Origin of the sequence: Listeria sp. LM90SB2 (assembly GCF_028867355.1) — a bacterium.
In the GTDB taxonomy this organism is placed as follows: Bacteria; Bacillota; Bacilli; order Lactobacillales; family Listeriaceae; genus Listeria; species Listeria monocytogenes_B.
This window is the reverse complement of the sequence record NZ_CP046449.1, coordinates 816,072-841,797: the sequence shown is the minus strand read 5'-3', so window position 1 is coordinate 841,797 and position 25,726 is coordinate 816,072. Positions and strand designations below refer to the sequence as shown.

Below are 25,726 nucleotides of genomic sequence, written 5' to 3'. Positions count from 1 at the left end.
TATTCGTAGTTTTTTTTGTAGCTTTATTCCCCCTTTTAAGCTAAAATAGTTCTATTGTTTAAAAAAAGGGGGCTAACATCGCTATGGAAAATAAACAAAATGGACAGCTAGGCGGAATCATCGCTGGCGCTCTCGCTTATGTATGTTGGGGTGTCCTTCCGATTTACTGGAAGCTAGTCACAAATGTCCCACCAATGGAGATTTTGGCCTATAGAATTATATGGTCTTTTATTTTTATGTTATTTTTGATCGTTTGTTTGCGAAAAGCTTCGATGGTTTTTCAAGAAACTAAGGACGTATTGCTTAAACCAAAAACGCTGATTGCGATTATTGCGGCAGCTTTTTTAGTGACAGCAAACTGGTATTTATTCATTTATACGGTGAATAGTGGGCATGTGACCGAAGCAAGTCTTGGTTATTACATCAATCCACTTGTAAACGTACTTCTCGCAACAGTTATCTTAAAAGAGCGCTTGAGTCGTGGCGAAATTATTGCTGTTATTTCTGCTACTATCGGTGTTTTAATCCTCACATGGCATCTTGGATCTGTTCCTTGGGCGGCAATCGGTATGGCGGTTACTTTCTCGCTTTATGGGCTAATTAAAAAAGTCGTTTCCGTATCTGTTTGGACTGGTTTAACCCTTGAGACAATGATTATTACGCCATTCGCGCTTATTTATGTAATCTTTTTCGCGACCAATGGATTAATGCAGTACGCGGCACAAACCAATATTATTTTAGTTGGCGCTGGTGTCGTTACAGCTATACCACTCCTTCTGTTTGCCACTGCTGCGAAAAAAATTAGCTATACAATGGTTGGCTTCCTGCAATATATCGGACCAACATTAATGCTCGCACTCGGCGTATTACTATTTAAAGAAAGTTTCGATCATATTCAATTGTTTGCATTCATGTTTATTTGGTTAGCACTGATTATTTTCACGATTTCTCACATTTATTCCGCAGCCAAAATTAAACAATTAGCAAACGCCGCAAAAAAATAAATGTTTCCCAGTCCCCTCTTTCGGGAATAATTCTTCTATCAAACGAGAATCTATTCCATAAAAATGAATAGGGGGCTTTTTTCATGAAAATTGGTATCATTGGTGCTACGGGCCGAGCTGGTTCGAGAATTTTAGAAGAAGCAAAAAATCGTGGTCACGAAGTAACAGCCATTGTTAGAAACGCCGGGAAAATCACGCAAACACACAAAGATATTAATATTTTACAAAAAGATATTTTTGATTTAACTCTTTCAGATTTATCAGACCAAAATGTCGTTGTTGATGCTTATGGCATCAGTCCAGACGAAGCAGAAAAACATGTCACTTCCCTTGATCACTTAATTTCTGTTTTAAATGGAACTGTGTCTCCGCGCTTACTTGTCGTTGGCGGAGCAGCTAGTCTGCAAATTGATGAAGACGGAAACACGCTTTTAGAGTCCAAGGGCCTACGGGAAGCGCCTTACTATCCAACTGCACGTGCGCAAGCGAAACAATTAGAGCATTTAAAATCACATCAAGCAGAATTCAGTTGGACTTACATTAGCCCTTCTGCCATGTTTGAGCCCGGCGAACGCACTGGAGACTATCAAATAGGAAAAGATCATCTCTTATTTGGTAGCGATGGTAATAGTTTTATCAGTATGGAAGACTATGCAATTGCTGTTTTAGATGAAATTGAACGACCTAATCACTTAAATGAACGCTTTACAGTAGCCGGAAAATAGACTTAAAGTCGAAGGATCACTTTGATCCTTCGACTTTTTTGTACAAAATAAAACTCCCAATTGGCGAAAACTTCCTGTATACTATTGCTATATGTAAAAAAAGGGAGGAAGAAAATGGTTCTACTTGGTGCGCTAGTGAATGGGCTTGGGATTTTGATTGGCTCTGTTATTGGCATGAAATTACATAATATCCCTGAACGTATGAAAGACACGGTCATGAAAGGGATGGGTTTATCCGTTATCGTCCTTGGCATTCAAATGGCATTTAAAACGAGCAACTCGCTTATTGTCATTTTAAGTATTTGTTTTGGAGCCGTTATTGGGGAATGGCTTAATATAGATTACCATCTGAATCAACTCGGGCACTGGATTGAACGTAAAGTCGGTGCCAAGGGAAAAAGTAATGTTTCAAAAGGCTTTGTGACAGCTACACTTATTTTTGTGATTGGTGCGATGGGGATTATTGGTGCGCTTGATAGCGGCATTCGCGGCAATCATGATGTACTTTATACGAAATCGGTGATGGATGGATTTATCGCCCTACTTCTTAGTACGACACTTGGTTGGGGCGTTATGCTTTCTGCGATTCCAGTGTTTCTCTTTGAAGGCATTATCGCGTTATTCGCAACCCAGATTAATCAATTCGTTCCGGCAGACCTGATGGCACTAATTATAAAGGAATTAACGGCTACAGGCGGGATTATGATTTTGGCAATTGGTCTAAACTTGCTTGGTTTAACCAAGATTCGGGTCGCGAATCTTGTTCCGGGGATTTTAGTCGTTGCGCTGATTGTTACCGGGCTTTATTATTTTTAAAAGAAAAAACAGAGAATCGCTCATCTCTGTTTTTTTAATTTCGTTTAAATGGCGCTTCTACATCTAAACTTATTAAATCTGTATATGTTTGCGGTTTTCGGTAGGCATTTCCCCACGTTTCATTTTCCCGGTAAGTTCGAATCTCGTCTAAATTAAATTCAGCAATAAAAATACCTTCTGAAACGTCGTCTGTTTCAATAATCGTATTATCGCGGTAATCCCCATTTTCATCAAAAACTATCGGGGAAAAAGCAGTGGATCTGCCCCATTTTTCGCCAGGATAGTTTGCCATCGCTACGCCAACCATGTTTTCAAAAGCACGAGAATTTAGTTGATTAAGTCTGGCTGGATTCATATCACAAGCATTTGGAACGAGGATAATTTCTGCCCCTTTTAACATGAGAACTCTGGCACTTTCTGGAAACTCGCGGTCATAGCAAATCATGACCCCCAGCTTAATACCATCAAACTCACAAACTTTAAATTCCTCGCCACTTTGTAGTAATATTTCTAAAGAAAAATCACACGTATGGACTTTGGCATAGTCTAAAATTATTTCTCCTTTTCGGTCAATAATAATAGCAGTATTTTGTGGTTTTTGTTCCGTTTTAGACAAATACGTAGCGCAAATCCCAATCTTCAACTCTTTGGCAAGTTCTTTCAGTGTCAAAAAATACGCACTGTCTTCTGTGATAGCTTCATTTAACCACTTGGTTCTTTCATTATCAAAATCAGTAGCTAGTGGATGATTAAAAGCATCTTCAAAAGGTGGCGCATAACCATTTGACCACATCTCAGGGAAAAGTACTAAATCTGCTCCTTTTTCATGCGCTTCTTTTATATATTTAATGGCTAATTTCAAATTGGCTTCCTTATTATTTGGTACTGCTTTTTGTTGGATTAATGCGATTTTTATAGTATTCATATAGCGCCTCCCATTAGTAAATCTTTATGTTATTATAACATTTATTCTTGGAAACAAAAAAACACCAACAACCCGAAAGTTATTGGTGTTTTGCCATATAAAAGCTTACATGCCGCCCATAAAGAATGCTGTTGTTAATTCTTGCATGAATGCCATGTCATTTTCCATTTTCCACAAAGAATCGTCATCTGGATCTGCTTTTAATTTAAGTGTAACTGTTTTAGCCTCAGATACTGCATCTGCATTTTGAACAGCTTTCGTATAGATTTCCATTGTTTTTTCAGCCATTTTTTGATCATCTGTTGCAAGAGATGGATCAGCTGTTGCTGCTTTTGTTAATTCTTCAACTAATTCTGTTTGAACGCCTTTCATATCAAGCCCTTTAACAGCGAATTGAATTTCTGGACTTTCTTTGTCGTCATTTGTTACTTTAGTAGTATACGAAGTTTTTTCGTTTACTTGTTTGCGAAGTGCATCATAAAACTCATCCACTTGTTTGTCTAAGTTTACATCACTAGAAAAGCTTGCTGTAAATGTACTGATAAAGCTTTCTTTAAAACTAGTTTCAAATTCTTTTTCGAATTTAGAACCATCTTCACCATATACATCTTTTACTTTATCCGTATCTTTGTTGTAAACTACGGCATTAACTGTGATTTCTCCTGCTTTTTTTGGTTCTACCCTTGATGCGCCACATGCACTTAATACAAGTACCATTGCTAGCACAAGAACCATACTAAATAACCCTTTTTTCATTAGTAAATCTCCCTTTCTTATTTGAATTCCACTTCATTGTACAGAATGAAAAGGGAAAAGCCAACTATTTCACAAAAAGTGTCATAAATTATACATATTTCTGAATTAATTGAGGTGAAAGACTTGAATAAAAAGACAAATGCGTGTCGGATTTTAGATAAACAGAAGGTAAACTATGAATTACGTGAGTATGCCTGGAGCGAGGATTCCCTTGATGCGCTTCATGTTGCGGCAGAAACAGGGAATAATCCCGCACAGATTTTTAAAACATTAGTCCTGACTGGTGACAAAACAGGAAATATTGTCGCGTGCATTCCTGCCGATAAGACTTTGCATTTAAAACATTTGGCAAAGATTAGCGGTAATAAAAAATGTGAATTGATTGCGGTTGATACGTTAGAGAAGCTGACTGGCTATATTCGCGGTGGATGTTCGCCGATTGGAATGAAGAAATTATTTCCAACGTTTATTGATAACAGCGCTGAATCGCTTGATACTATACTGATTTCGGCTGGAAAAAGAGGATTACAAATCGAACTAGCCCCTACTGATTTGAAAAAAGTAGTACGTGCGGAGTTTGCGATGATTACGGAAGAATAAAGTTTTTACAAGGGAGTTTTATTTTTATGAATTTATCTGTTTATGTTGCAAGTGCATTTAGTAAGAATAATAAAGGTGGAAATAAGGCGGGTGTCGTATTGAACGAACCAACACTCGCCACTGCTCAAAAAATGGCCATTGCAAAACAATTAGGCTATGCGGAAACTGCTTTCCTAACTGAATCTAACTGTGCTGATTATAAATTAGAATATTTTACTCCGAAAGAAGAAGTCGATTTATGTGGTCATGCGACAATCGGCACTTTTGCGATTTTGATGCATTTAAATAAAATTCATAAGAGCCAGTATACAATTGAAACAAATAGCGGTGTACTGACGATTACGATAAAAGATGGCACTATCTTCATGGAACAAAATCAACCAACTTTTTATGATACAATTCCCCCCAATAAATTAACAGGTTGTTTTAGCTTAAATTTACTAAATACTAACTACCCTATTCAAATTGTGTCAACTGGTTTAAAAGATATATTAATTCCAATTAAAAGTGAAGCAGATTTATATGCCCTAGAGCCGAATTTTGAAGAGGTTAAAAAAGTCAGTAAGCATTATGAAGTGGTCGGAATGCACCTGTATACTTTTAATGCTGACCGAATTATTTGTCGGAATTTTGCTCCTCTATTTGACATTAATGAAGAAGCTGCGACTGGGACCTCTAATGGTGCTTTGGCCTGTTATCTTTATAAAAATCACTACTTACGAAAAGAAAATTATGTATTTGAACAGGGCTATTCTTTGCACTCGCCTTCCGAAATCTTCGTTAATCTAGTCATAAGTAATAAAGACGAAATAGAGAAAGTGTATGTGGGCGGTAAAGGATATTACTGTGAGATGCAGGATTTAAGCATGGAGTAACTCATGGTAAATATATTCCACTTCACTTCATTTCATTATAATAAAAAAACTGTAGGCAAAGTATTTTTATACTTCGCCTACAATCTCAGCCGAAAAGAAAGGTGTCTTTTCGGTTTTTATTTATGATTTTTCCAAAGAAACATCGCTGAAGATAGTAGTAGAATTCCTGCCAAAAAGTCATTGTATGGATTGGAATCGCCAGTTTTTGGTAAGACAGACGTTTCTTCTTTTATTACGTTGGTACTAGAATCTATTTTAATAATCGGGTTTTTGATTGGTGGATTTACTATTACTACTGGTTTATTTTTACGGTAGATATAATCGATTGATTGTGCTTCCGCCGAAAACACACCATTAGCATTTGTAGGAGTTTTTATCAACGTGTAGCCATCTATTTCTTTAGCTAGTGTATTATAAGCCTCTCCCACACGACCATTTAGAACTACAGAGTCAGCAATTTCTTTACCATTTTCATCTAAATAGTTCACTGTCACTGGTAAGGCGGAAATAGCAATCGGCGTATACATATAAGTTACTGTTTGCGCATTTGTTGTAAAGGTTCCTTTTGCATTTGGAGGTATTGTTGTGAGTGTGTAACCAGCAATTGTTTTCGGTTGAGTTGAGTAAGATTCTCCGATATTACCAGTTAAAACCTCACTTTTCGCGATTTTTTGACCTGTAGAGTTTCTATAATTAACGGTAATAGGTTGGGCTGTCTCAGCGTTTTTCGCATAGATATAATTAATTATTTGAGGTTCTGTCGAAAAAGTCCCCTTGGCATTGGCAGGTGTAGTTGTTAAAGAATAGCCGTCAATTGTTTTAGCTGTTGTCGTATAGTTTTCACTAATATTTCCGGTTAAGGTTTCAGAAGGAGCAATTGTTTTTCCATCTGTATCGATATAATTAACAGTAACTGGTTGCGCTATAGGATCTTTTGTGTAAGTATATGTGACAGTTTGTGGGTTTGTTGAAAAAGTTCCATTAGCATTGGCAGGTGTAGTTGTTAAAGAATAGCCGTCAATTGTTTTAGCTGTTGTCGTATAATTTTCGCCCACATTTCCGCTTAATGTTTCAGTGGGAGCAATTGTTTTTCCATCTGTATCAATATAATTAACAGTAACTGGTTGCGCTATAGGGTCTTTTTTATAAGTATATGTGACAGTTTGTGGGTTTGTTGAAAAAGTTCCATTAGAATTGGTTGGTGTAGTTGTTAAAGAATAGCCGTCAATTGTTTTAGCTGTTGTCGTATAATTTTCGCCCACATTTCCGGATAAAGTAATGGAGTCTGCTAACACTACTCCAGTTGTGTCTTTATATTGAACGGTAACATCTCCTCCTTTTACTGGGGGCGTTACTGTGATAGGAACTCGTACTTTTGCAAAAGGGTTGGAATTGGTTGATAAAGTACTTTTGATTGTTATATAGCCATTTCCTGTGGCAGTAGCAACGCCATTAGTTAGAATGTTATTAGAGGTCCCGTCATCATAATACATAAATTCATGTTGTTCAAATAACGTTCTGCCTGATTTTAAGCCCAGTTTTGTTTTATCAGGAGTTAATGTTTTTAGATCTGTATTTAATGGGACTTCAATTCTTGCTCCACTATACGTTAGCTGGTCTTGTTTTTGATGATAATCATTTGGTGGATTGTTGTAAAATTCGAGCATGTTATCTGCTTGATTAAAATTATCTAACCAATCAGCAGGAATGTCAGAAACTAATTGATTTCCTGTAGTTAGTAATGAGAGCTTACTTTCCCACTCAGTAGTGAAGATATTATCCGGAAGCGTAATTAGCTCATTATAGCGTACATCCAGCGATCCTAAATGAGGGGATAATGTGGTTATTTCTGAAGGAATCTCTTTAATTTTATTTCTATTTATCTCAATAGAACTTAGAGAAGGCATCTGTAATAGAATCATCGGAAATTCTTGAAAATTATTATTGTCTACGTTGATTCTTGTTAGTTTTGTTAGTTTAGTGATACTAGTTGGAATTTCTGAAATCGTTCCATTAAGGGCAAGTAAAGTATTGAGATTCTTATAATCAGAAATTTTGTCGGGTATTGATGAAGCATCACCATAAATATCTAATTCTTGTATTGTTTCTAAATCTGCGAGTGTAATATCTTCACGATTTTTTGACAAGACTCTTTCTGTTTCAGTGATAAAGGCTTCATTACCATCTAATTCTTGTTCAAGCCAAGAAGTGGATGCCGCCTTCGTTTCGAGCGTATTCCAAGGGACAATGGTTGTTAGCGTGAGAAAACAAATAAAAATTAAAACAAATTTTTTCAAAAAATATAGCACTCCTTGTATCTTGTATTTTAGCAACTTGATTTAGAATAATTATAATATACAAAACAACAAGCCAATGTATTAACAAAAATACTATTATTGCGGATATAGTTCTATTTCGTGTCATTTTTGTGAATTTTATCTAAAAAAGCCACCTATTTTATAGGTGGCTTTACATTAATCATTATCCGTTTGGACGTGCTCGCTACTTGATGATGCAACATGTTTCACTTTCTGAGCTATCGCGCCAACTGGGTCTGCATCCCGCGCTTGTTTTACTTTGTTTCCAATCATTTCGACTGGGGCGCTTTCTCGTACTTGTTTTGCTTTACCAAGGATTTTTTCTCTTGGGTTGAATCGTGTGTTTGTTTCTTTCTCGGTGATTACTTCTGTCGTTTCTAGTTGTTTTCTTGCGATGGAGAGCATTAATTTGATTCGATTTAGTTGGTTCACAGAGCTTGAGCCGGCATCGTAGTCAATGGACATGATGTTAGCTTCTGGATACATTTTTTTAAGCCCTTTAATCATGCCTCGACCAGTAATATGGTTTGGCAAGCAAGCAAATGGTTGTAAGCAAGCGATATTTGGTACATTACTATCGAGTAATTCAAACATTTCCCCTGTTAAGAACCAGCCCTCACCCATTTTATTTCCGAGTGATAGTAATTGACTCGCTTTTTCAGCGATAGATTCGATACTCGCCGGTGCTTCAAAGCGTTCACTTTTCTTCAGCGCATCAGTTACTGGTTTGCGGAATTGATTAATAAGTGGAATGGCAACGCTTTGTTTCGCGAATGATTTTACTTTGGAACGACCAAATGTATTGGCTGCAAAGTGATCGTCATAACAGCAATATAAAATGAAATCTGTTAAATCGGGAACAACCGCTTCTCCGCCTTCGTCTTCAATAACATCAACAATATTGTTATTAGCACCGGGATGGAATTTCACGAGAATTTCTCCAACGACACCAACTCTAGGCTTCACTTCATTTGTTATTGGTAAGTTGTCAAAGGCGCGAACCATTTCATTTGCTAATTTTTTATATGCTCCAAAAGAGTAATTTTCCATTAACGCACGACCAGCATCGAGATAATGACGGAACATTTTATTCGCGCTCCCTGGTTCCACTTCATATGGTCTAGTATGATAAAGCATCCGGTCGAGCGCATCTCCTAAGCTAATTCCGGCTAGGAAACGAACAAGAACTTTTGGCGTCATTTTAAAGCCTGGTTGTTTTTCTAAACCGTTGGCATTAAGCGAAATAACTGGGATATGATCTAGGCCAGCTTCTCCGAGAGCTTTTTTCAGCATCGAAATATAGTTGGTAGCCCGACATCCACCACCTGTTTGCGTCATCAATACCGCTAAATTATTTACATCATAATCGCCGTGTTTCAGCGCATCCATCATTTGTCCAATCGTTAAAATTGCTGGATAACAAGCATCGTTATTGACGTAACGTAAGCCCTCATCCACTGCGCGTGGTGTAACTGCTGGTAATACTTCCAAGTTATAACCGCCCACTTTACAAGCTGCTTCTAACATTTCAAAATGGGTCGGAGCTAGCTGTGGCGCTAAAATAGTATACGTTTTCTTCATTTCCTTTGTAAATAATGGACGTTCTTTTGGTTTCGGCATAATCCCTGGTTTCACGTTGTTTTTCTCACGTTCTTCCATTGCTGCTTTTAACGAACGAACGCGGATACGTGCGGCACCAAGGTTATTGATTTCATCGATTTTAAGTAGTGTATATACTTTATTATGACCTTCAATGATTTCTTGGCACATATCCGTCGTAATTGCATCAAGCCCACAACCAAATGACGTCAATTGCACAAATTCTAAATCTTCACTTTTAGCAGTAAAGCTGGCTGCACGATACAGTCTTGCGTGATATTTCCACTGATTTTCAACCCGAAGTTTATGGTCGATTTCTCCAAGATGAGAAATCGAATCTTCGGTAAGAACCGCCATGCCGTTCATTGTAATGAGTTCTGGAATTCCGTGGTTTACCTCTGGATCAATATGGTATGGATGCCCTGCAAGAACAATCCCTTTGATTTTGTTTTTCTTAATGTAAGTAAGTGCCGCTTCGCCTTCTGCTTGAATGTCTTTACGGCAAAGTTCTGCTTCCTCTAGCCCTGCTTGGACTGCTTTTTCCATATCCGCGGCTGGGACTTCCGGGAAAGCGAGACTCATTTGTTCGATTAATGCTTTTTCATTATCTAAAGTTAAAAACGGACTGATCATTGGAATATTTTTCTCTTCCAAAGCATCCACATTGACACGAATAACTTCTGGGTAACCAGCCACAACAGGACAGTTAAAGTTATTCGTTGCTTCACCGAATTCCGGTTTTTCGTAAACGACAGATGGATAGAAAATGCGATCTGCTTTTTTCTTGATTAAATCCATAATATGACCGTGTGTTAATTTGGCTGGGAAACAAACTGCTTCGGAGGCAATCGTTTCGATACCTTTGTCGTATAGGTTTTTGGATGATTTCGATGATAAAACCACTCGGAAACCTAAGTTCGTTAAAATCGTATGCCATAGTGGATAATTTTCAAAAACGTTCAATGCGCGTGGAATACCAATGGTCCCTCTAGTTGCTTCTGATTTTTTCAGCGATTTGTAATCAAAGGTACGTTTTAGTTTATACGCATATAAATTGGGCAGTAAATTACGCTTCGTTTCGACACGTTCCCCGCGTTCACAACGATTTCCACTAACAAACATCCGGTCATCGCCAAATCTTGTCACTGTAAGCTGACATGTGTTACTACAAAGGTTACAGCGCGACTGCGAAGTTTCCGCGCTAAATTCACGTAATTTTTCTAATACGAGCATCTCCGTTACTTCGCCAGTTTCGTAATGTTCGCGGGCAATTAAAGCGGCCCCGTATGCTCCCATCATTCCGGCGATATCCGGTCGAACTACTTCACGTCCAGTTAACAGTTCAAAGGCACGCAAGACTGATTCGTTGTAAAAAGTTCCACCTTGAACGATTACTTTTTCACCAATGTCTTTCGGACTGCGGAGTTTGATTACTTTTTGTAACGCGTTTTTTACGACTGAATAAGCAAGACCCGCAGATAAATCTTCCATGCTCACACCTTCTTTTTGCACTTGTTTCACTTTGGAATTCATGAAAACGGTACAACGTGAACCTAGGTCTACAGGTGCTTTTGCTTCCAGCGCCCGAGCCGCAAACTCTTCAATGGATAAATTAAGTGTTTGCGCAAATGTTTCAAGAAACGAACCACACCCGGCCGAGCAAGCTTCATTAAGCATCAAGCTATCCAGTGCGCCTTTTTTAATTTTCATACATTTCATATCTTGTCCACCAATGTCTAAAATAAAATCAACATCCGGTAAAAATTCACGAGCAGCACGATAATGCGCCACTGTTTCAATTTCGCCAACATCAATTTTTAGTGCGGCTTTAATAAGCGACTCGCCGTAGCCTGTAATTCCAGACTGCGCAACTCGAACTTTTTCCGGTAAAATTTCATATAAATCACTCGTTGCGTCAATAACTGATTGAAGCGGATTCCCATTATTACTAGAATAAAACGAGTAAAGAATTTCATTGGTTTGGCTCATTAAGATTAATTTGGTCGTAGTTGATCCTGCATCAATGCCTAAATAAGCATCCCCTTCATAATCTTCCAGTTTTGCTCGTTTGGCTTTCATTTGATTATGACGCGCACGAAAAGCTTCTAAGTCTTCTTGCTTTTCAAAAAGTGCTGGTAAAATGACCGTATCCGTCGCCATCGTGGTCATATCCATATTGGAAAGGCGGTAAATCATATCATCTACTTTTAAAGGTACATCATTTAATCCAGTAAAAGCTGTTCCAAGTGCAATAAAATATTCCGCGTTTTGAGGCGCAATAATATCACTATCTTTCATCTTCAATGTTTCTGTAAAACGATAGCGCAATTGATCAAGGAAAGTAAGTGGTCCTCCAAGAAACGCTACTTTTCCGCGGATTGGACGTCCACAAGCAAGCCCACTAATCGTTTGTGTCACCACACTTTGGAAAATTGAAGCGGCAATATCTTCTTTTCTAGCCCCTTCATTAAGTAGTGGTTGCACATCTGTTTTGGCGAACACGCCACATCTGGAAGCAATCGGATAAATCGTATTCGCATTTTGTGCCAGTTCGTTTAAACCTGTTGGATCTGTTTGAAGCAGTGTCGCGATTTGGTCAATAAAAGCACCCGTTCCACCCGCGCAGGCATTATTCATTCGTTGCTCAATCCCACCACTGAAATAAATAATCTTCGCATCTTCCCCGCCCAGCTCGATTACTACGTCTGTCTCTGGAATTACTTGCTCCACTGCTTCCGTACAAGCAATTACTTCCTGCACAAAAGGTACATTCAAGAATTTAGAAATCGCTAATCCGGATGATCCCGTAATTTTGAATGTCATTTCTGTCATGCCACATTTTTTTTGCATATCCTGCATGATTTCTAATGTAACTTTTTTAATGTCTGAATAATGTCTTCTGTAGGTTTGAAATAAAATATCCCCCTGGTCATTAAGTGCTACGGCCTTTGCTGTTGTTGATCCCACATCTAACCCTGCATGAATCATTTTCTCATCCCTTTCATTACGCACTACTTAATATGTATGTAACTTCACATATTATCTGTCATTTGTACGTTGCTTCACATAAATAGTTATTTCTAAAAATGAGTGAGTACTCACTCGATATGCGAAAATACGACAAAATGCTCTAAACACCTCTCATTCTACACGATTTTTTTCATTTGTAAAGAATTTCGCGGAGCATTTTCATGCCGAAAAAAAGCAAGCATTCCCTAAAATAGCTCCATTTAGCGAATGCTTGCTCAGTTATTAATTATGGCGAATTTTTGTCTTTCGGTTGGAAGCTTTTAAAACTTGATAAGCGATACCTAAAATCAAGAACCATACTGGTGTGACGAAAAGTGCGATTCTTGTATCTGCTGCAAAACCGAGGATAACTAGTAATCCTCCGAAGAAAATTAAGCTAACCCAGTTCATTAAAGGAGATAATGGCATTTTGAATTTACTTTTTTCTGCGATTTCTGGATGTTTATGACGAAAACGTAAATGCGCCACTAAAATAACGCCCCAAACCCAGATAAAGCAAATCGTCGCGATACTTGTTACTAAAATAAATACTTGTTCTGGTAAGAAATAATTTAAAAACACACCAATAAGTAAACATGCTGTAGATGTGATTAACGCTGTTGCTGGAACACCATTAGAGCTCAAATGATGCATTTTTTTCGGTGCTTTTCCTTCTGCAGAAAGAGTATAAAGCATCCGGCTTGTACTGAAAATCCCACTATTACAAGAAGACATAGCAGCCGTTAACACCACAAAGTTAATAATACCGGCAGCTGCAGGAATCCCAATCATCGTAAAGACGCTTACGAATGGGCTTGTGTTTGGATCAATATTGCTCCACGGATAAATCGACATTAATACGAGTAGCGCACCAATATAAAAGATTAAAATCCGAATCGGAATATTATTAATGGCTTTTGGAAGTGTGCGCTCTGGATCATCCGCTTCTCCTGCAGTAACCCCAACAAGCTCAATTCCAACAAAAGAAAATGTCGCCATTTGGAATGCTAGCAAGAACCCGGCAATTCCATTCGGGAAAAAGCCACCATAATCTACTAAATTAGAAAATGAAGCTGTACTTGTGCCATGTTTGTAACCAATAAATACGAGTACAAATCCAATAACAATTAAGGCAATAATAACAACCACTTTAATAATCGCAAACCAAAATTCGATTTCACCAAAAGCTTTAACAGTTGCTAAGTTAAACAATAGAAGTATCAAAACACATGCAAGTGCTGGAATCCATTGCGGTAAGTCTGGCACCCAAAATTTTACGTACATGCCAACTGCTGTAATTTCTGCAATACCTGTCACAATCCAGCAGAACCAATATGTCCAACCAGTAATAAAGCCAGCCCATGGTCCAATAAATTGCTCTGCGAATTCTGTAAAAGATCCTGTTGTTGGATTATGTATTAATAATTCACCCAAAGCTCTCATAACAAAGAATAAAATAGCCCCAATAATTAAGTAAACTAACATGATAGAAGGTCCGGCTAAATGAATTGACTTCCCTGCTCCTAGAAAAAGCCCTGTACCAATTGCTCCGCCAATCGCGATTAACTGAATGTGTCTATTTTTCAGCCCTCTTTGCAATTCTTCTTTTTGCTCTTCCATCCAAATTCATCCCTTTCGAGTAATTAAAAAGAATAAAGTGCCGAGTTAATTCAGCACTTTATCGATCAATCTACTTCTCTACTTTACCAATTTATAAAGGGATTAGCAATCTTTTTATGTGTTTTTATTGGTCTAGACAGTTGATAATACTGTCTTAATATCATTAGCAAGAAATAATTTTTTCACAAACTTTTTAGAATTCTGCAGCACTTTCCTGCGCTACCGCTTTAGCAGCTGCAACGATTTCCGCTTCTTTGCTCGGATTGTGATCAATTCCTTCTACAAAGATTGATGGTACAACGTTAATACCGATAAATTGTAAAATAGTACGTAAATAAGGTTCTCCGTGAGTAAATGAACTTGTTGGCCCAGCAGAATAAATACCTCCACTACCATGGATTAAGATTGCTTTTTTATCTTTTAAAAGTGCTTCTGGACCGTGCTCAGTATAACGGAAAGATTTTCCAGCAATAACAAAAGTATCAATATAAGCTTTTAATAATGGCGGGATTCCAAGGTTCCAAAGCGGGAACACAAAAACATATTTGTCTGCTGCTAAGAATTGTTCCGTAAGCGCATTATAAGCATTTAATTTTTTTTGTACATCTGGCGCTAAATCAGTGAAAGCTTTGCCAGCTTGTAATTCTCTACCAGCTGTCATTAATTCTAAATCTAATAGTGGTACTTCTGTATTATATAAAACTAATTCTTCTACTGTATCAGAAGGATTTTTGGCTTTATATTCGGCCATAAACGTTTCGGCAACTTGCGAACTTCTTGATACTTCATTTGGAAGTGGTGACGCTTTAATAAATAGTACTTTTGACATTATGAACACCTCATCGATTTTATTTGTTCCTTCTATATAATAGTACTATCCGCGTAGCTAGTCAATTTGATTTTTGGTAAATAAACATTGACATTTTCACTAGTCATGCTAAGATAAATACAGAATTCCAGAGTGTATTAATCGTTTATAATACACTAATCGTGCATCGATACACTAAATGGAGGTTTTATGATGAAGCGTATTGACCGTATTTATGAATTTATTTTAGAAAATCCTTCCACGAAAACCATTCGCGAACAATTAGAGAAGAATGAAGGTTTTACAGCTAGTACTATTTCAGAAACATTATCTATTTTAAGAAATAATGTCAGTATGGAATTGAATGAACTTCACAGACAAGGAAAAATCATTAAAATCGTTGGCCGACCAGTGCTTTATTTTCCTAAAAAAGCGGTAGAAGATGAAATTGGGCGTACACTTTCTGATAATGAATTGGAGTTTGACAGCTGTGAGCCCCTTTTAAAAATGCTCAAACCAAGTATTGTTGAAAGAAGCCCTTTTGATGATTTAATTGGTGTTAATGACAGTCTTAAAACCCCTGTGGAGCAGGCCAAAGCCGCTGTACTCTATCCACCAAATGGTTTACATACAATGATTCTCGGACAAACTGGTGTTGGTAAGACACTTTTCGCTAATTTGATGTATCGTTTTTCGCAACATGCCAAACGTCTACCTGCTGATGCGCCGTTTATTATTTTCAATTGCGCCGATTACTATAATAATCCGCAACTTTTGATGTCGCACATTTTTGGGCATGTTAAAGGTGCTTTCACCGGTGCTGACAATGACAAAGGTGGACTTGTAGAAAAAGCGGAAGGTGGAATTTTGTTTCTCGACGAAATTCACCGTCTCCCTCCTGAAGGTCAGGAAATGATTTTTTACTTAATGGACTCTGGTACGTATAATAAACTTGGCGAAACGGATCGAACCCGAAAATCGAACGTTTTAATTATCGGTGCTACTACCGAAAATCCGGAATCTTCGCTTTTGAAAACGTTTATGCGTCGTATTCCGATTATTATTACGCTGCCAAGTTTGGAGGAACGTACGGCGTTTGAACGTGTGGAACTTTTAAAATACTTACTTTCTAGTGAGGCGCACCGAGTTAATAAACCGATTCGTATTGAAGATGAAGCTGCCAAAGCGCTGATTGGTAATACAACTTATGGAAACATCGGGCAATTAAAATCCAACATTCAACTCGTTTGCGCACAAGGTTTCCTTAATAGTTTCGACAAAGATGAAGAGATTTTGATTGATTTTAAAACGTTGCCGATTAATATAAAAGACGGCTTCTTCCACTTCAGTAACCGTCGCAAGGAACTTCAAGCAATTGCGGAATACTTGGAGCCATATACGACGATTTTCCCTGAACTAAATAATACGTTGATTACATCGGACGAATATGAGCCGAATTTCAACCTTTACAAAATCATTGAAGACAAAGCATCGATTTTAATGGATCAAGGTGTGGAAGATGATGATATTAAGAAATTTATCAAGATGGATATCGATATTCACCTTAACAGCTTTTACAATAAGTTTAAAAATACGATCCACAATCGCGAAAATATCTTAAAAATCGTCAATGAAGAGATCCTGAATTTTGCGGAAGGTGTTGAACTCCGAATTGAACATCAGCTTGGTAAAAAGTTAAACGAGCGTTTCTTGCTTGCATTTAGCCTTCACCTTACCTCTTTTATTAAACGAATTGAAAGTAACAAACCATTAAAATATACGAATATCGAAAATGTGGTCAATGATCAACCGGAAGCCTATGAATTATCACGGGAAATTAAGGATGATATTGAGGCTACTTTCCACATCCGGGTTCCTAATATGGAAGTCATGTATTTAACACTACTCATTAGTTCCCTTTTAAAAGAACAAGAAAATGCTCGTGTCGCCGTACTCGTCGCAACGCATGGGAATAATACAGCGAGTAGCATGGTTAGTGTTGCGAAAAAACTACTCGGTGAAGGACTCGTGGAAGGAATCGATATGCCTCTTGATCAAAGTCCGAAAATCGTGCTTGATAAATTGACCGAGCGCGCGAAAGAAATGGATATGGGGCGCGGTCTACTTCTTCTGGTCGATATGGGCTCCCTTACAAGTTTTGCTCCGGTCATTTCGGAACGTACTGGCATTCCAGTTCGCTCGATTGATATGGTCTCCACCGCAACTGTTATTGAAGCAGTTCGAAAATCCAATATTCTCGACATGGAACTCGATAGCATTTACGATTCCCTGAAAGATTTCCGAGGTTATGGTGGCTATAATTCTGATGACGATACACTTGATTCCAATCAAAAACCACACGCCATCATTACCATTTGCGCGACTGGCGAAGGTACTGCAGAAAAATTACAACTGTTTATCGAAAATATTTTAGATACCATTACGACAGATGCCATTAAAGTGATTCCGATTGGTTTGCATGAAATGGATACGAAATTGGAGCAGTTACAAGAAGAAAATGATATTTTGATGGCAGTCGGTATTCAAGATCCGAAAATCCAAATCCCCTTCATCCCGCTCGAACGACTTTTCGGAATTGATGGCGAGGAGCAACTTGTTAGCCTCGTGAAGCAACGTAATATTATCGTAAAAAAAGGCGAAACTGGTCGCATCGCAAAAGAAATTATCGAAGAAAGTCTTAACGAATTTCTAACCTACCTCAATCCGAAGAAAACGATTGAAATTCTAAGCTCGTTTGCTAGTGTACTGGAGAAAAAGCTAGGATACAAACTTGATAATACCTTTAAAATCAATCTACTCATCCATGTCGGTTGCGCCTTAGAGCGTATGGTTCTAAATGATGGTTTAATTTACCGTGAACCAAAAGATATGCTTGAAACAAATATCTTTAAAGCGCTAGAACAAACAAATAAAGAAGTTATCTACAAAATGAACTTAAAACTGACGAATGACGAACTATGTTATTTGTATGATATTTTGAACGAAATCCAACCAGAAGTACTTTCATAATTACAAACAAGCCAACATTTTTTCATAAGTTGGCTTGTTTTATTTTCAGCAATTGCGTTTTCTGGCTAATCTTTTAGGGTAATGATGTATGTATGTCTAAGATTAGTACTTAGTGTATTAAGCTACGTATCTAGCGTATTAAGGCGCGCCGCTTCTGTTAGTACACGCTTACAAAAGCCTTGAACCGCTTCTATTAGCAAAGGAGGTTGTTTAATACAGAAATGTTGGCACAGTTTTTGCGTTAGTATTAATGGATGATTATATCCACGCTTAAGGAGGAGATACCTATGCCAGTTGGAATTATCATTGGCACACATGGTGAAGCTGCGCGTGAATTGTTGAAATCAACTGAAATGATTATCGGCAAACAGGACAATGTAGAATTTATTACTTTTGTTCCTGGAGAAAACACTGATACGCTTATTACCAAATACAAAGAAAAACTAGACAAATTGGATACTTCTGAAGGCGTTATTTTTATGGTTGATTTATTTGGCGGCAGTCCTTATAACGCATCTAGCCAAATCGCCCTTCCAGAAGACAATATGGATGTTGTCACGGGGGTCAATATTCCCATGTTACTTGAAACGCTCTCAATGCGGGCTGCAAGTAATCAAAAATATCTAGTTGAAACAGCTCTTACAGCAGGATCAGGTGGCGTTAAGTCACTCAAACAATCATTACCAAAAATAGAAACCGAAGTCGGGGAGGACGATTTATAATGGAAATTCGCTTAGCACGTATTGATGATCGCTTAATTCATGGTCAAGTAGCAACCGTTTGGACAAAAGAAACGCAGGTAGAACGTATCATCGTTATTAGTGACGATGTAGCAAAAGATGAAGTGCGTAAAACACTTCTTACACAAGTAGCACCTCCAGGAGTTAAAGCAAGCGTCGTGGATGTACAAAAAGGTATCCGCGTATACAACAACCCTAAATATGCTACAACTCCAGTCATGCTATTATTCACTAACCCTACCGATGTGCTAACACTCGTAGAAGCAGGTGTAAACATTACAACTGTAAACATTGGTGGTATGGCATTCCGCGAAGGTAAACATATGATTACAAATGCTGTGTCTGTGGACGAAACGGATGAAGCAGCATTCCGCAAATTAGATGAAAAAGGAATTGAACTTGAAATTCGTAAAGTCGCTTCTGACAATAAAGTCAAACTTATCCCATTACTAGATAAAGATAAATAATTCATCCGCGGCTCGCTTGTTTTTTAGAGCCCCGAAAATGCAAACGTTTAAAGGAAGACCTTTAAAGGGGTGATTCATGAATAAAAGCTTATGTAATAGATGCTTAATTTATTCAGTCATCATAATGAAATTATCTTTTTTTATCATTCTAAAGAAAAATTGGGAGGGAAATATATGTCAGCAATACAATTAATCCTTGTATTCCTCGTATCTTGTATTAGTGGTATGGGTAGTATTTTGGATGAGTGGCAAACGCACCGTCCATTAATTGCCTGTACGTTAATTGGTCTTGTTCTTGGGGATATTACAACTGGTATTATTATTGGGGGAACACTTGAAATGATCGCGCTTGGATGGATGAATATCGGAGCTGCGGTTGCTCCAGATGCTGCCCTTGCATCCATTATTTCTACTATCTTAGTTATTACTGGGGGACAAGATATCAGCGTAGGTATTTCGCTTGCGATTCCTCTAGCTGCTCTTGGTCAAGTACTTACAATTCTAGTTCGTACAATTACAGTTGCATTCCAACACATGGCTGATAAAGCTGGTAAGGAAGGTAATCTGCGAAGTCTCGACTGGATACATGTTACAGCACTACTACTTCAAGCTATGCGTATTGCAATTCCAGCCGTTATCGTTGCGGTAACAGTTGGTACACAAGCAGTCGAAAATTTACTCAATGCCATTCCGGACGTTATTGTTAATGGTCTAAACGTAGCTGGTGGATTTATCGTTGTTGTTGGTTACGCCATGGTTATTAACATGATGTCCGCTAAATATTTAATGCCTTTCTTCTTCTTAGGTTTTGTTGTCGCAGCATTTACTGCGTTTAACTTAGTAGCACTAGGTGTTTTAGGACTAGTTGCAGCAATCATTTATATCCAACTAAACCCTAAATATCAATTGAAAGAAGCTATCCAACAATACGGCGGGGGCGGCGGCGGACGATCAGCGGATGATGATCTCGACGACGACCTTGACGACTAAGGAAGGGGGAGAAAAATATGAGTGAACAAATTACAGTTAATGAAAAGAAAATAACGAAAAGTGACTTAATGGGCGTGTTCATACGTTCCAACCTCTTCCAAGGGTCGTGGAACTTTGAACGTATGCAATCTCTAGGATTCTGTTTCTCAGTAATTCCAGTAATTAAACGTCTTTATCCTGAAAAAGGACCTGAAAGAGAACAAGCTATCAAACGTCACCTTGAGTTCTTTAATACGCATCCATATATGGCCGCTCCTATCTTAGGTGTAACAACCGCGATGGAAGAACAAAAAGCCAATGGTGCTGATATCGACGACGGTGCAATCAATGGTATTAAAGTAGGTCTAATGGGACCACTTGCCGGCGTTGGGGATCCAATTTTCTGGGGAACAGTTCGTCCAGTACTTGCCGCTTTAGGTGCAGGTTTTGCAACTGACGGTAGTATCATCGGACCAATTTTATTCTTCGTACTATTTAATGCAATTCGTTTAGGTTTCCGTTATTGGGGCGTGTTCTACGGATATACAAAAGGTACAGATGTTGTATCTGATATGTCTGGCGGTTTGCTTCAAAAACTAACAGAAGGAGCTTCCATTCTTGGACTATTCGTCATGGGTGCCCTTGTTAATAAATGGACCACAATCTATGTTCCACTAGTAGCTTATACAACAGAAGACTCTAAAACTGGTAAAGACGTTCCAACTACTGTTCAAAGTATCTTGGACCAATTAATGCCAGGTCTTCTTGCCCTTCTACTCACATTCGCTTGTATGTGGATACTCAAGAAGAAAGTCAATGCTTTATGGTTGATTTTAGGACTATTCGTTGTTGGTATTCTAGGTTACTGGTCTGGTATCTTAGGACTTCCACCAGCTGGTTATTCACCACTTGGGTAATGGGTGGTTATAATAATTCGAAAAGAACCGGGATTAAAATTCCGGTTCTTTTTTGTGTCTTATCGTGCCGAAAGAGCCTCTCTAAATGATTATCCTCAAACCCAGTTCCCCCTCTTCCCCGCATAATTATGTTACAATATTACTAAACTATATCAATGATAGATTGTGAGTGATAGCTAAAATGGTTTGGGATGCTACTAATATCTTTTTGTTTGCGGCAAACATCTTGACGGTACTGTATATTTTGTATAATGATGCAGTAATTCCACTTTGGAAAGGGAAGACGGTTTTAAGTGTCAAATTGCGTTCTCGTGGACGCTGGGACGGTTATATTTTTGTTGGAATTATCGTTCTGTTATTCGTTTCCAATACGTTCTTTCGTGAAGGACCATTTTCCACTTCTGTTCTGCTTGGGATTATGGGTGTGTTATTCATCTATATCTGCTTCTTTCGCAGTTCGAAAGCTGTTTTCAAAGAATCCGGACTTTTTTACGCCCTGTTATTCTTCCCTTATGCAAAAATCGAACGGATGAATTTGTCTGAGGATGGTGTGCTCGTGATTGAAACCAATCGCCAGCGTTTGATGCTCTTTGCAAGATCCGAGAAAGATTTAGAAAAAATGCTCGCTGTATTTACTACATATAGCTAAAAAACGCCACGCTTACTTCCCTGTTTTTAGGGAAATGAAGCATGGCGTTTTTTTATGTTCACTCTACTTAAATTTAGAATCAATGATTTTTCTTAAAAATGAAAAGTATGCCAATCAGTATACTTTTACATATGTTCCATTTAGTTGTAGACGATAAACTTTCTCTATTAAGAGAAAAAATAAACTAACGCTTTTTATTAGGCTACTTCATAGCCTCTGATGCAATAAAATATTCGCCGTCTTCTTTAAACAAAATAGTCCTTGGAAACTCATCTCCATTTTTCGCTTTATAAAGTTCTGTCCCTTCGCTTAAATAATTAGATGTGAAATTTTTATTCGGTATCCGGTAATGGCGAATTCTATGCTCTATCTCACCAATTTTCTCTAAAGCATCTTCTTGCTTTGCTGGTTCATACGACACTATATATAAAGTGTCGTCAACTTGCATCATTTCTACAAGATTGTCTCTATATAACAACCATTTTATCCCGAATATTATTGCACAAAGAACTATTACTGCCATTATTAATTGCAACCATTTTTTCTTCTTCATTCTATTATCTCACTTTTCATTTTATTTATTACCGCTTTTAATAAACCATTCCGTCACAATGTTGGTATATTTTGTTGCAAGATGAGTGTATCATAAAAAGCCAATGTATAACCAAAAATGTAATGAAATGTCTGATTCTTGTCATGAATACCTTAAAACTGGCTTTATTTAGATTTATTCTTACACAGTATGGGTAATATCTCCATTTCAATAATAAAATCTTACACAATATGAAGCACTATTCACTTTTTATGCAATCAATTTTTCTTCGTCACAAAAAATTCGTATTTACTACTATAAAATAACTATTTAACCGCTAATTACTACCTATTTGTTTTATTATTTCACATTAATTATAATTCACGAATGAATAATTATTCAAGCACTCCTTCCAAAAATAACAAAAAAAAGACAGGAAACTCTCACTATCTGTTTCCTGCCTCTTTCATTTCAATCTATATACCAACATTACTTAATTTTATTTCCGGAATAACAAATTCAACAAATCTTCCATGGAGCATTTCGATTTCTTCGCTGAATTTCGTGTCAAAACAAATAATACTTTCTTCTAAGCGGAGCACTGCAAAGCCATCTTCCTCGTAATCCTCTAACTTCCCAATTACGTGAACTAAGCCTTCTTCGTCTATTTCTAATGCACAATGTTTCTCTTCACTCTCGTGTAGCAGTTCTGCGCTAATCATGTCCGGTATTGTAATTTCTACTGTGTAAACCCTACTTGGTTCTGGGTCTTCATCGGCCCATATACCAACGCATTCACCATATTCACTACTAAAAGCGATTCTGCCGTCAGTCAATTTCTTTTGAACCTTTATCTCCACTAACCATTTCCTCCTGCGCTTCAAATTCTTGCTTTATTATAGCACAAAATAGAAAAGGACGTTAATTTTTAGCAAAGTATTTTCACTTTTTATTTGTCATTTGTATTGTTTAAAAGTATGATAAGTATATACTTTTCTATAAAAAGGAGATTGAGTAATGACGATACTTGCATTTGATTTAGGTGGAACAGCAGTGAAGTTTGGCGTGTTAACAACAGCTGGAGAAATTCTAGAAAAAGGTAAATTCAAAACCCCGGATAATTTGGATGAAATGCTGCAATCGCTTATGGATGTAAAAGCAAATTACGATTATACATTCCAAGGAGCTGCGTTTAGTTGTCCAGGTGCGGTTAATAATGAAACCGGTATCATTGGCGGCGCGAGTGCTATCCCCTACATACATAATTTCCCTTTTAAACAATTACTTGAAGAAAAACTGGGACTTCCTGTTACGATGGAAAATGACGCCAACTGTGCAGCTTTAGCAGAGGTTTGGATTGGCGCTGCGAAAGACAAGCAAGATATTATTTTTATGATTCTTGGAAGTGGAGTTGGTGGCGCAGTTATTCGCGGTGGCAAGGTACATCACGGGGCCAATTTGCATGGTGGTGAATTTGGTTATATGTTGATGGACCGCGACGGACGCACACTTAGCGAGCTTGGTACAGTCGTAAATGCTGCGACGAGAATAGCCGAGCGTTTAGAAGTTCCGAAAGCTAGTATAGATGGTCTTCGGGCATTTGAATTACGTGCGGAAGGAAATAAAATCGCAAAAGAAGAGCTAGATACGATGTTTTATTATCTTGCGAGAAGTATATTTAATTTGCAGTACGCACTTGATCCTGAACTAGTCGTCATTGGTGGTGGTGTAAGTGAGCGGGCTGATTTTATTCAAGAGTTGACCGAATATGTGGCGAAAGTAAAAGCGTCTGTACCAATTGCGACTATTAGCCCTACTGTTGTTGGCTGTCACTTTGGAAATGATGCCAATCTCATTGGTGCAACTGCATTTCATTTAGCATAAAAAAGAAGCTGGTCACTTTTTTCGTGCCAGCTTCTTTCTATCCTAATTTTTCTGATTCACCGCGGCTTTCTAATACTTCAGAAACTGCTTCCAGCCACTTTTTCTGTTTGTTTACAACGAATTGGTACTTTACTCCGGATATCATGTCTATTTCTAAAATGTTGGAGAGTAATTCTTTTCCAAGGATTTTGGTGCGGACACCCCGAATTTTTGCTACTCGATTCAGCGGAATATTGATTTCTTCGTCAAAGTAATCATTTGGTTTGTGGACAATATACGTTGCTGTTAAATAAAGTTTTCCGGGGACTGCTTTAAAACCATTTTTCGCATTGGCAAGACCTTTATGAATGACTTCTAATTCTTCTTCCATAAAGCTTTCATCTCCTTATTCTTCTACAATTATTGTAGGTTACTTTTTAAGTATGAATGGGCCGAAGCGCTTCTTGCTGCTTTTTTTGGGTGCAAGAATATTCAAGTGACTGCCAAGCACTTCGATTTCTGCTGGTACACCTGGACCTGGGTCGCCATCGACGTTGATGCTTAAATCGTCTCCACTTGCATCAATGGTAAGTTTCTTGGTTTTAATATAGACTACACCGTCACTGTTTTTTAAATTACCGCGAATTAATTGCGGGATCATATTGGCTGCATCAAGCAAGCCAAGTTTCGTTAGAATAATAATATGCAGGTAGCCATCGTCAATTTTTGCATCTGGCGCCCATGATTCCATCCCACCAACTGAATTAGTTAAGCCAGCCACAACTAGCGCAGCTTCCCCTTCCCAAACTTCCTCGTCATATTCGATTTTAAAATGAAGTAATTCATTGCGGTTAAATGCTTTCAGGCCCTCTAAAAAGTATGCTACGGAGCCAAATTTGGTTTTTTGTTCGACGCTAACTTGGTCGACAGCTTGCGCAATCATACCGATAGCTAGGACGTTCATAAAGTATTGGTCGCCAATCCGGCCAATATCCATCGGCACTGCAATAGCTTTTTCTAATGCTTGAATCGCTTTTTCGGGTTTTAATGGTATACCTACCGAACGAGCCAAATCATTGACTGTTCCAAGTGGAATGAAGCCAAAGTCAGGTCGTTTTTCATGGATTGCAAGTCCGTTTATGGTTTCATTTAAAGTCCCGTCTCCGCCCATCGCAATTACTGCTTCAAAGCCTTGTTCAGCAGCCCAGGAAGCAAATTCTGTTGCATCCCCTGCTTTTTCAGTCAGGCGAACTTCCACCTCATCATAACGTTTTTTTAGTACTTCTTCTGTCTTTCCTTGATAAGTTTTTCCTTTTTCTTTACCTGATGATGGATTCACAATCAATAGTGCCTTCCCCATCGCACTCACCCTTTCTTGCCAAAAAATTCTATTTATAAATTTACACAAAATATCGGCATCTTCTCTATTCTAGTTTACCTTGAAATGGGGATTTGTACCAGTCACAGCCTTGTAAAATGGCGAAAAAAGTCGTAAAGTGAAGGG

22 protein-coding genes are annotated in these 25,726 nt (G+C 38.0%); 12 read left to right on the top strand and 10 right to left on the bottom strand.

The features are described 5' to 3' along the window. Nucleotides 1-83 precede the first annotated feature (83 nt). The 3 genes from rarD to GL301_RS04090 all read left to right on the top strand — a co-directional run bounded on the left by rarD (nt 84) and on the right by GL301_RS04090 (nt 2,545). Complete coding sequence (gene rarD / locus GL301_RS04100) at nt 84-1,004, top strand: EamA family transporter RarD (RefSeq protein ID WP_003727155.1); 921 nt, start codon at nt 84-86, stop codon at nt 1,002-1,004. Between the two features lie 83 nt (nt 1,005-1,087). Then, nucleotides 1,088-1,729 (top strand): NAD(P)-dependent oxidoreductase, encoded by a 642-nt coding sequence (locus GL301_RS04095; protein ID WP_003726297.1) that lies wholly within the window; start codon nt 1,088-1,090, stop codon nt 1,727-1,729. Nucleotides 1,730-1,843: 114 nt separating this feature from the next. Beyond that, nucleotides 1,844-2,545 carry a DUF554 domain-containing protein gene (locus GL301_RS04090; RefSeq protein WP_003726296.1) on the top strand — a complete coding sequence of 234 codons (702 nt, stop codon included), beginning with the start codon at nt 1,844-1,846 and terminating at the stop codon, nt 2,543-2,545. Between the two features lie 34 nt (nt 2,546-2,579). Here the strand turns inward: GL301_RS04090 and GL301_RS04085 are convergent, their stop codons facing one another. After that, nucleotides 2,580-3,470 carry a carbon-nitrogen hydrolase family protein gene (locus tag GL301_RS04085; protein WP_003740495.1) on the bottom strand — a complete coding sequence of 297 codons (891 nt, stop codon included), beginning with the start codon at nt 3,468-3,470 and terminating at the stop codon, nt 2,580-2,582. A 105-nt stretch (nt 3,471-3,575) separates the two neighbouring features. Beyond that, a complete protein-coding gene (locus GL301_RS04080) occupies nt 3,576-4,226 on the bottom strand; it encodes a DUF5105 domain-containing protein (RefSeq protein WP_003726294.1) in 651 nt (216 codons plus the stop codon). A gap of 123 nt (nt 4,227-4,349) precedes the next feature. On the opposite strand from GL301_RS04080, the gene ybaK reads away from it, so the two are divergent. Together ybaK and GL301_RS04070 are read left to right on the top strand one after the other, a co-directional pair. Further along, a complete protein-coding gene (ybaK, locus tag GL301_RS04075) occupies nt 4,350-4,826 on the top strand; it encodes a Cys-tRNA(Pro) deacylase (protein ID WP_003731239.1) in 477 nt (158 codons plus the stop codon). 26 nt (nt 4,827-4,852) lie between these two features. Continuing rightward, nucleotides 4,853-5,701: a PhzF family phenazine biosynthesis protein gene (locus GL301_RS04070; protein WP_010958805.1), complete on the top strand. Its 849-nt coding sequence runs from the start codon at nt 4,853-4,855 to the stop codon at nt 5,699-5,701. Nucleotides 5,702-5,817: 116 nt separating this feature from the next. On the opposite strand, the gene GL301_RS04065 is transcribed toward GL301_RS04070, so the two are convergent. The 4 genes from GL301_RS04065 to GL301_RS04050 form a co-directional block, all read right to left on the bottom strand. Further along, complete coding sequence (locus GL301_RS04065) at nt 5,818-7,998, bottom strand: MucBP domain-containing protein (protein ID WP_010958804.1); 2,181 nt, start codon at nt 7,996-7,998, stop codon at nt 5,818-5,820. 177 nt (nt 7,999-8,175) lie between these two features. Next, nucleotides 8,176-12,606 (bottom strand): 2-hydroxyacyl-CoA dehydratase, encoded by a 4,431-nt coding sequence (locus GL301_RS04060; RefSeq protein ID WP_070298299.1) that lies wholly within the window; start codon nt 12,604-12,606, stop codon nt 8,176-8,178. A 264-nt stretch (nt 12,607-12,870) separates the two neighbouring features. After that, nucleotides 12,871-14,247, bottom strand: coding sequence for an amino acid permease (locus tag GL301_RS04055; protein ID WP_003727161.1), 1,377 nt, complete (start codon nt 14,245-14,247; stop codon nt 12,871-12,873). Between the two features lie 193 nt (nt 14,248-14,440). Further along, complete coding sequence (locus GL301_RS04050; protein ID WP_003727162.1) at nt 14,441-15,076, bottom strand: FMN-dependent NADH-azoreductase; 636 nt, start codon at nt 15,074-15,076, stop codon at nt 14,441-14,443. A 192-nt stretch (nt 15,077-15,268) separates the two neighbouring features. Between GL301_RS04050 and GL301_RS04045 the strand changes: the two genes are divergently transcribed. From GL301_RS04045 to GL301_RS04020, 6 genes are all read left to right on the top strand, one after another. Further along, a complete protein-coding gene (locus tag GL301_RS04045) occupies nt 15,269-18,085 on the top strand; it encodes a sigma-54-dependent transcriptional regulator (protein ID WP_003727163.1) in 2,817 nt (938 codons plus the stop codon). Between the two features lie 287 nt (nt 18,086-18,372). Next, nucleotides 18,373-18,807, top strand: coding sequence for a mannose/fructose/sorbose PTS transporter subunit IIA (locus GL301_RS04040; RefSeq protein ID WP_070298300.1), 435 nt, complete (start codon nt 18,373-18,375; stop codon nt 18,805-18,807). Continuing rightward, entirely contained in the window at nt 18,807-19,292 is a 486-nt protein-coding gene (locus GL301_RS04035) for a mannose/fructose/sorbose PTS transporter subunit IIB (protein ID WP_003721900.1), read from the top strand. The genes GL301_RS04040 and GL301_RS04035 overlap by 1 nt, the downstream gene beginning before the upstream one ends. Before the next feature lie 174 nt (nt 19,293-19,466). Beyond that, nucleotides 19,467-20,282 (top strand): PTS mannose/fructose/sorbose transporter subunit IIC, encoded by an 816-nt coding sequence (locus tag GL301_RS04030; protein ID WP_003724495.1) that lies wholly within the window; start codon nt 19,467-19,469, stop codon nt 20,280-20,282. 17 nt (nt 20,283-20,299) lie between these two features. Next, complete coding sequence (locus tag GL301_RS04025; RefSeq protein WP_003721898.1) at nt 20,300-21,178, top strand: PTS mannose transporter subunit IID; 879 nt, start codon at nt 20,300-20,302, stop codon at nt 21,176-21,178. A gap of 181 nt (nt 21,179-21,359) precedes the next feature. Continuing rightward, entirely contained in the window at nt 21,360-21,827 is a 468-nt protein-coding gene (locus tag GL301_RS04020) for an Lmo0779 family protein (RefSeq protein WP_003721896.1), read from the top strand. 202 nt (nt 21,828-22,029) lie between these two features. Here GL301_RS04020 and GL301_RS04015 read toward each other — a convergent pair whose 3' ends face one another. Both GL301_RS04015 and GL301_RS04010 read right to left on the bottom strand, forming a co-directional pair. Then, nucleotides 22,030-22,380, bottom strand: a complete 351-nt coding sequence (locus GL301_RS04015) for a hypothetical protein (RefSeq protein ID WP_003721895.1) — start codon at nt 22,378-22,380, stop codon at nt 22,030-22,032. A gap of 455 nt (nt 22,381-22,835) precedes the next feature. After that, entirely contained in the window at nt 22,836-23,219 is a 384-nt protein-coding gene (locus GL301_RS04010; protein ID WP_003721894.1) for a hypothetical protein, read from the bottom strand. A gap of 157 nt (nt 23,220-23,376) precedes the next feature. Between GL301_RS04010 and GL301_RS04005 the strand changes: the two genes are divergently transcribed. After that, nucleotides 23,377-24,243 carry an ROK family protein gene (locus tag GL301_RS04005; RefSeq protein ID WP_003724494.1) on the top strand — a complete coding sequence of 289 codons (867 nt, stop codon included), beginning with the start codon at nt 23,377-23,379 and terminating at the stop codon, nt 24,241-24,243. 37 nt (nt 24,244-24,280) lie between these two features. On the opposite strand, the gene GL301_RS04000 is transcribed toward GL301_RS04005, so the two are convergent. Both GL301_RS04000 and GL301_RS03995 read right to left on the bottom strand, forming a co-directional pair. Next, a complete protein-coding gene (locus tag GL301_RS04000) occupies nt 24,281-24,613 on the bottom strand; it encodes a hypothetical protein (protein ID WP_003724493.1) in 333 nt (110 codons plus the stop codon). A 39-nt stretch (nt 24,614-24,652) separates the two neighbouring features. Further along, nucleotides 24,653-25,582: a diacylglycerol/lipid kinase family protein gene (locus GL301_RS03995; RefSeq protein WP_003724492.1), complete on the bottom strand. Its 930-nt coding sequence runs from the start codon at nt 25,580-25,582 to the stop codon at nt 24,653-24,655. Nucleotides 25,583-25,726: the final 144 nt, after the last annotated feature.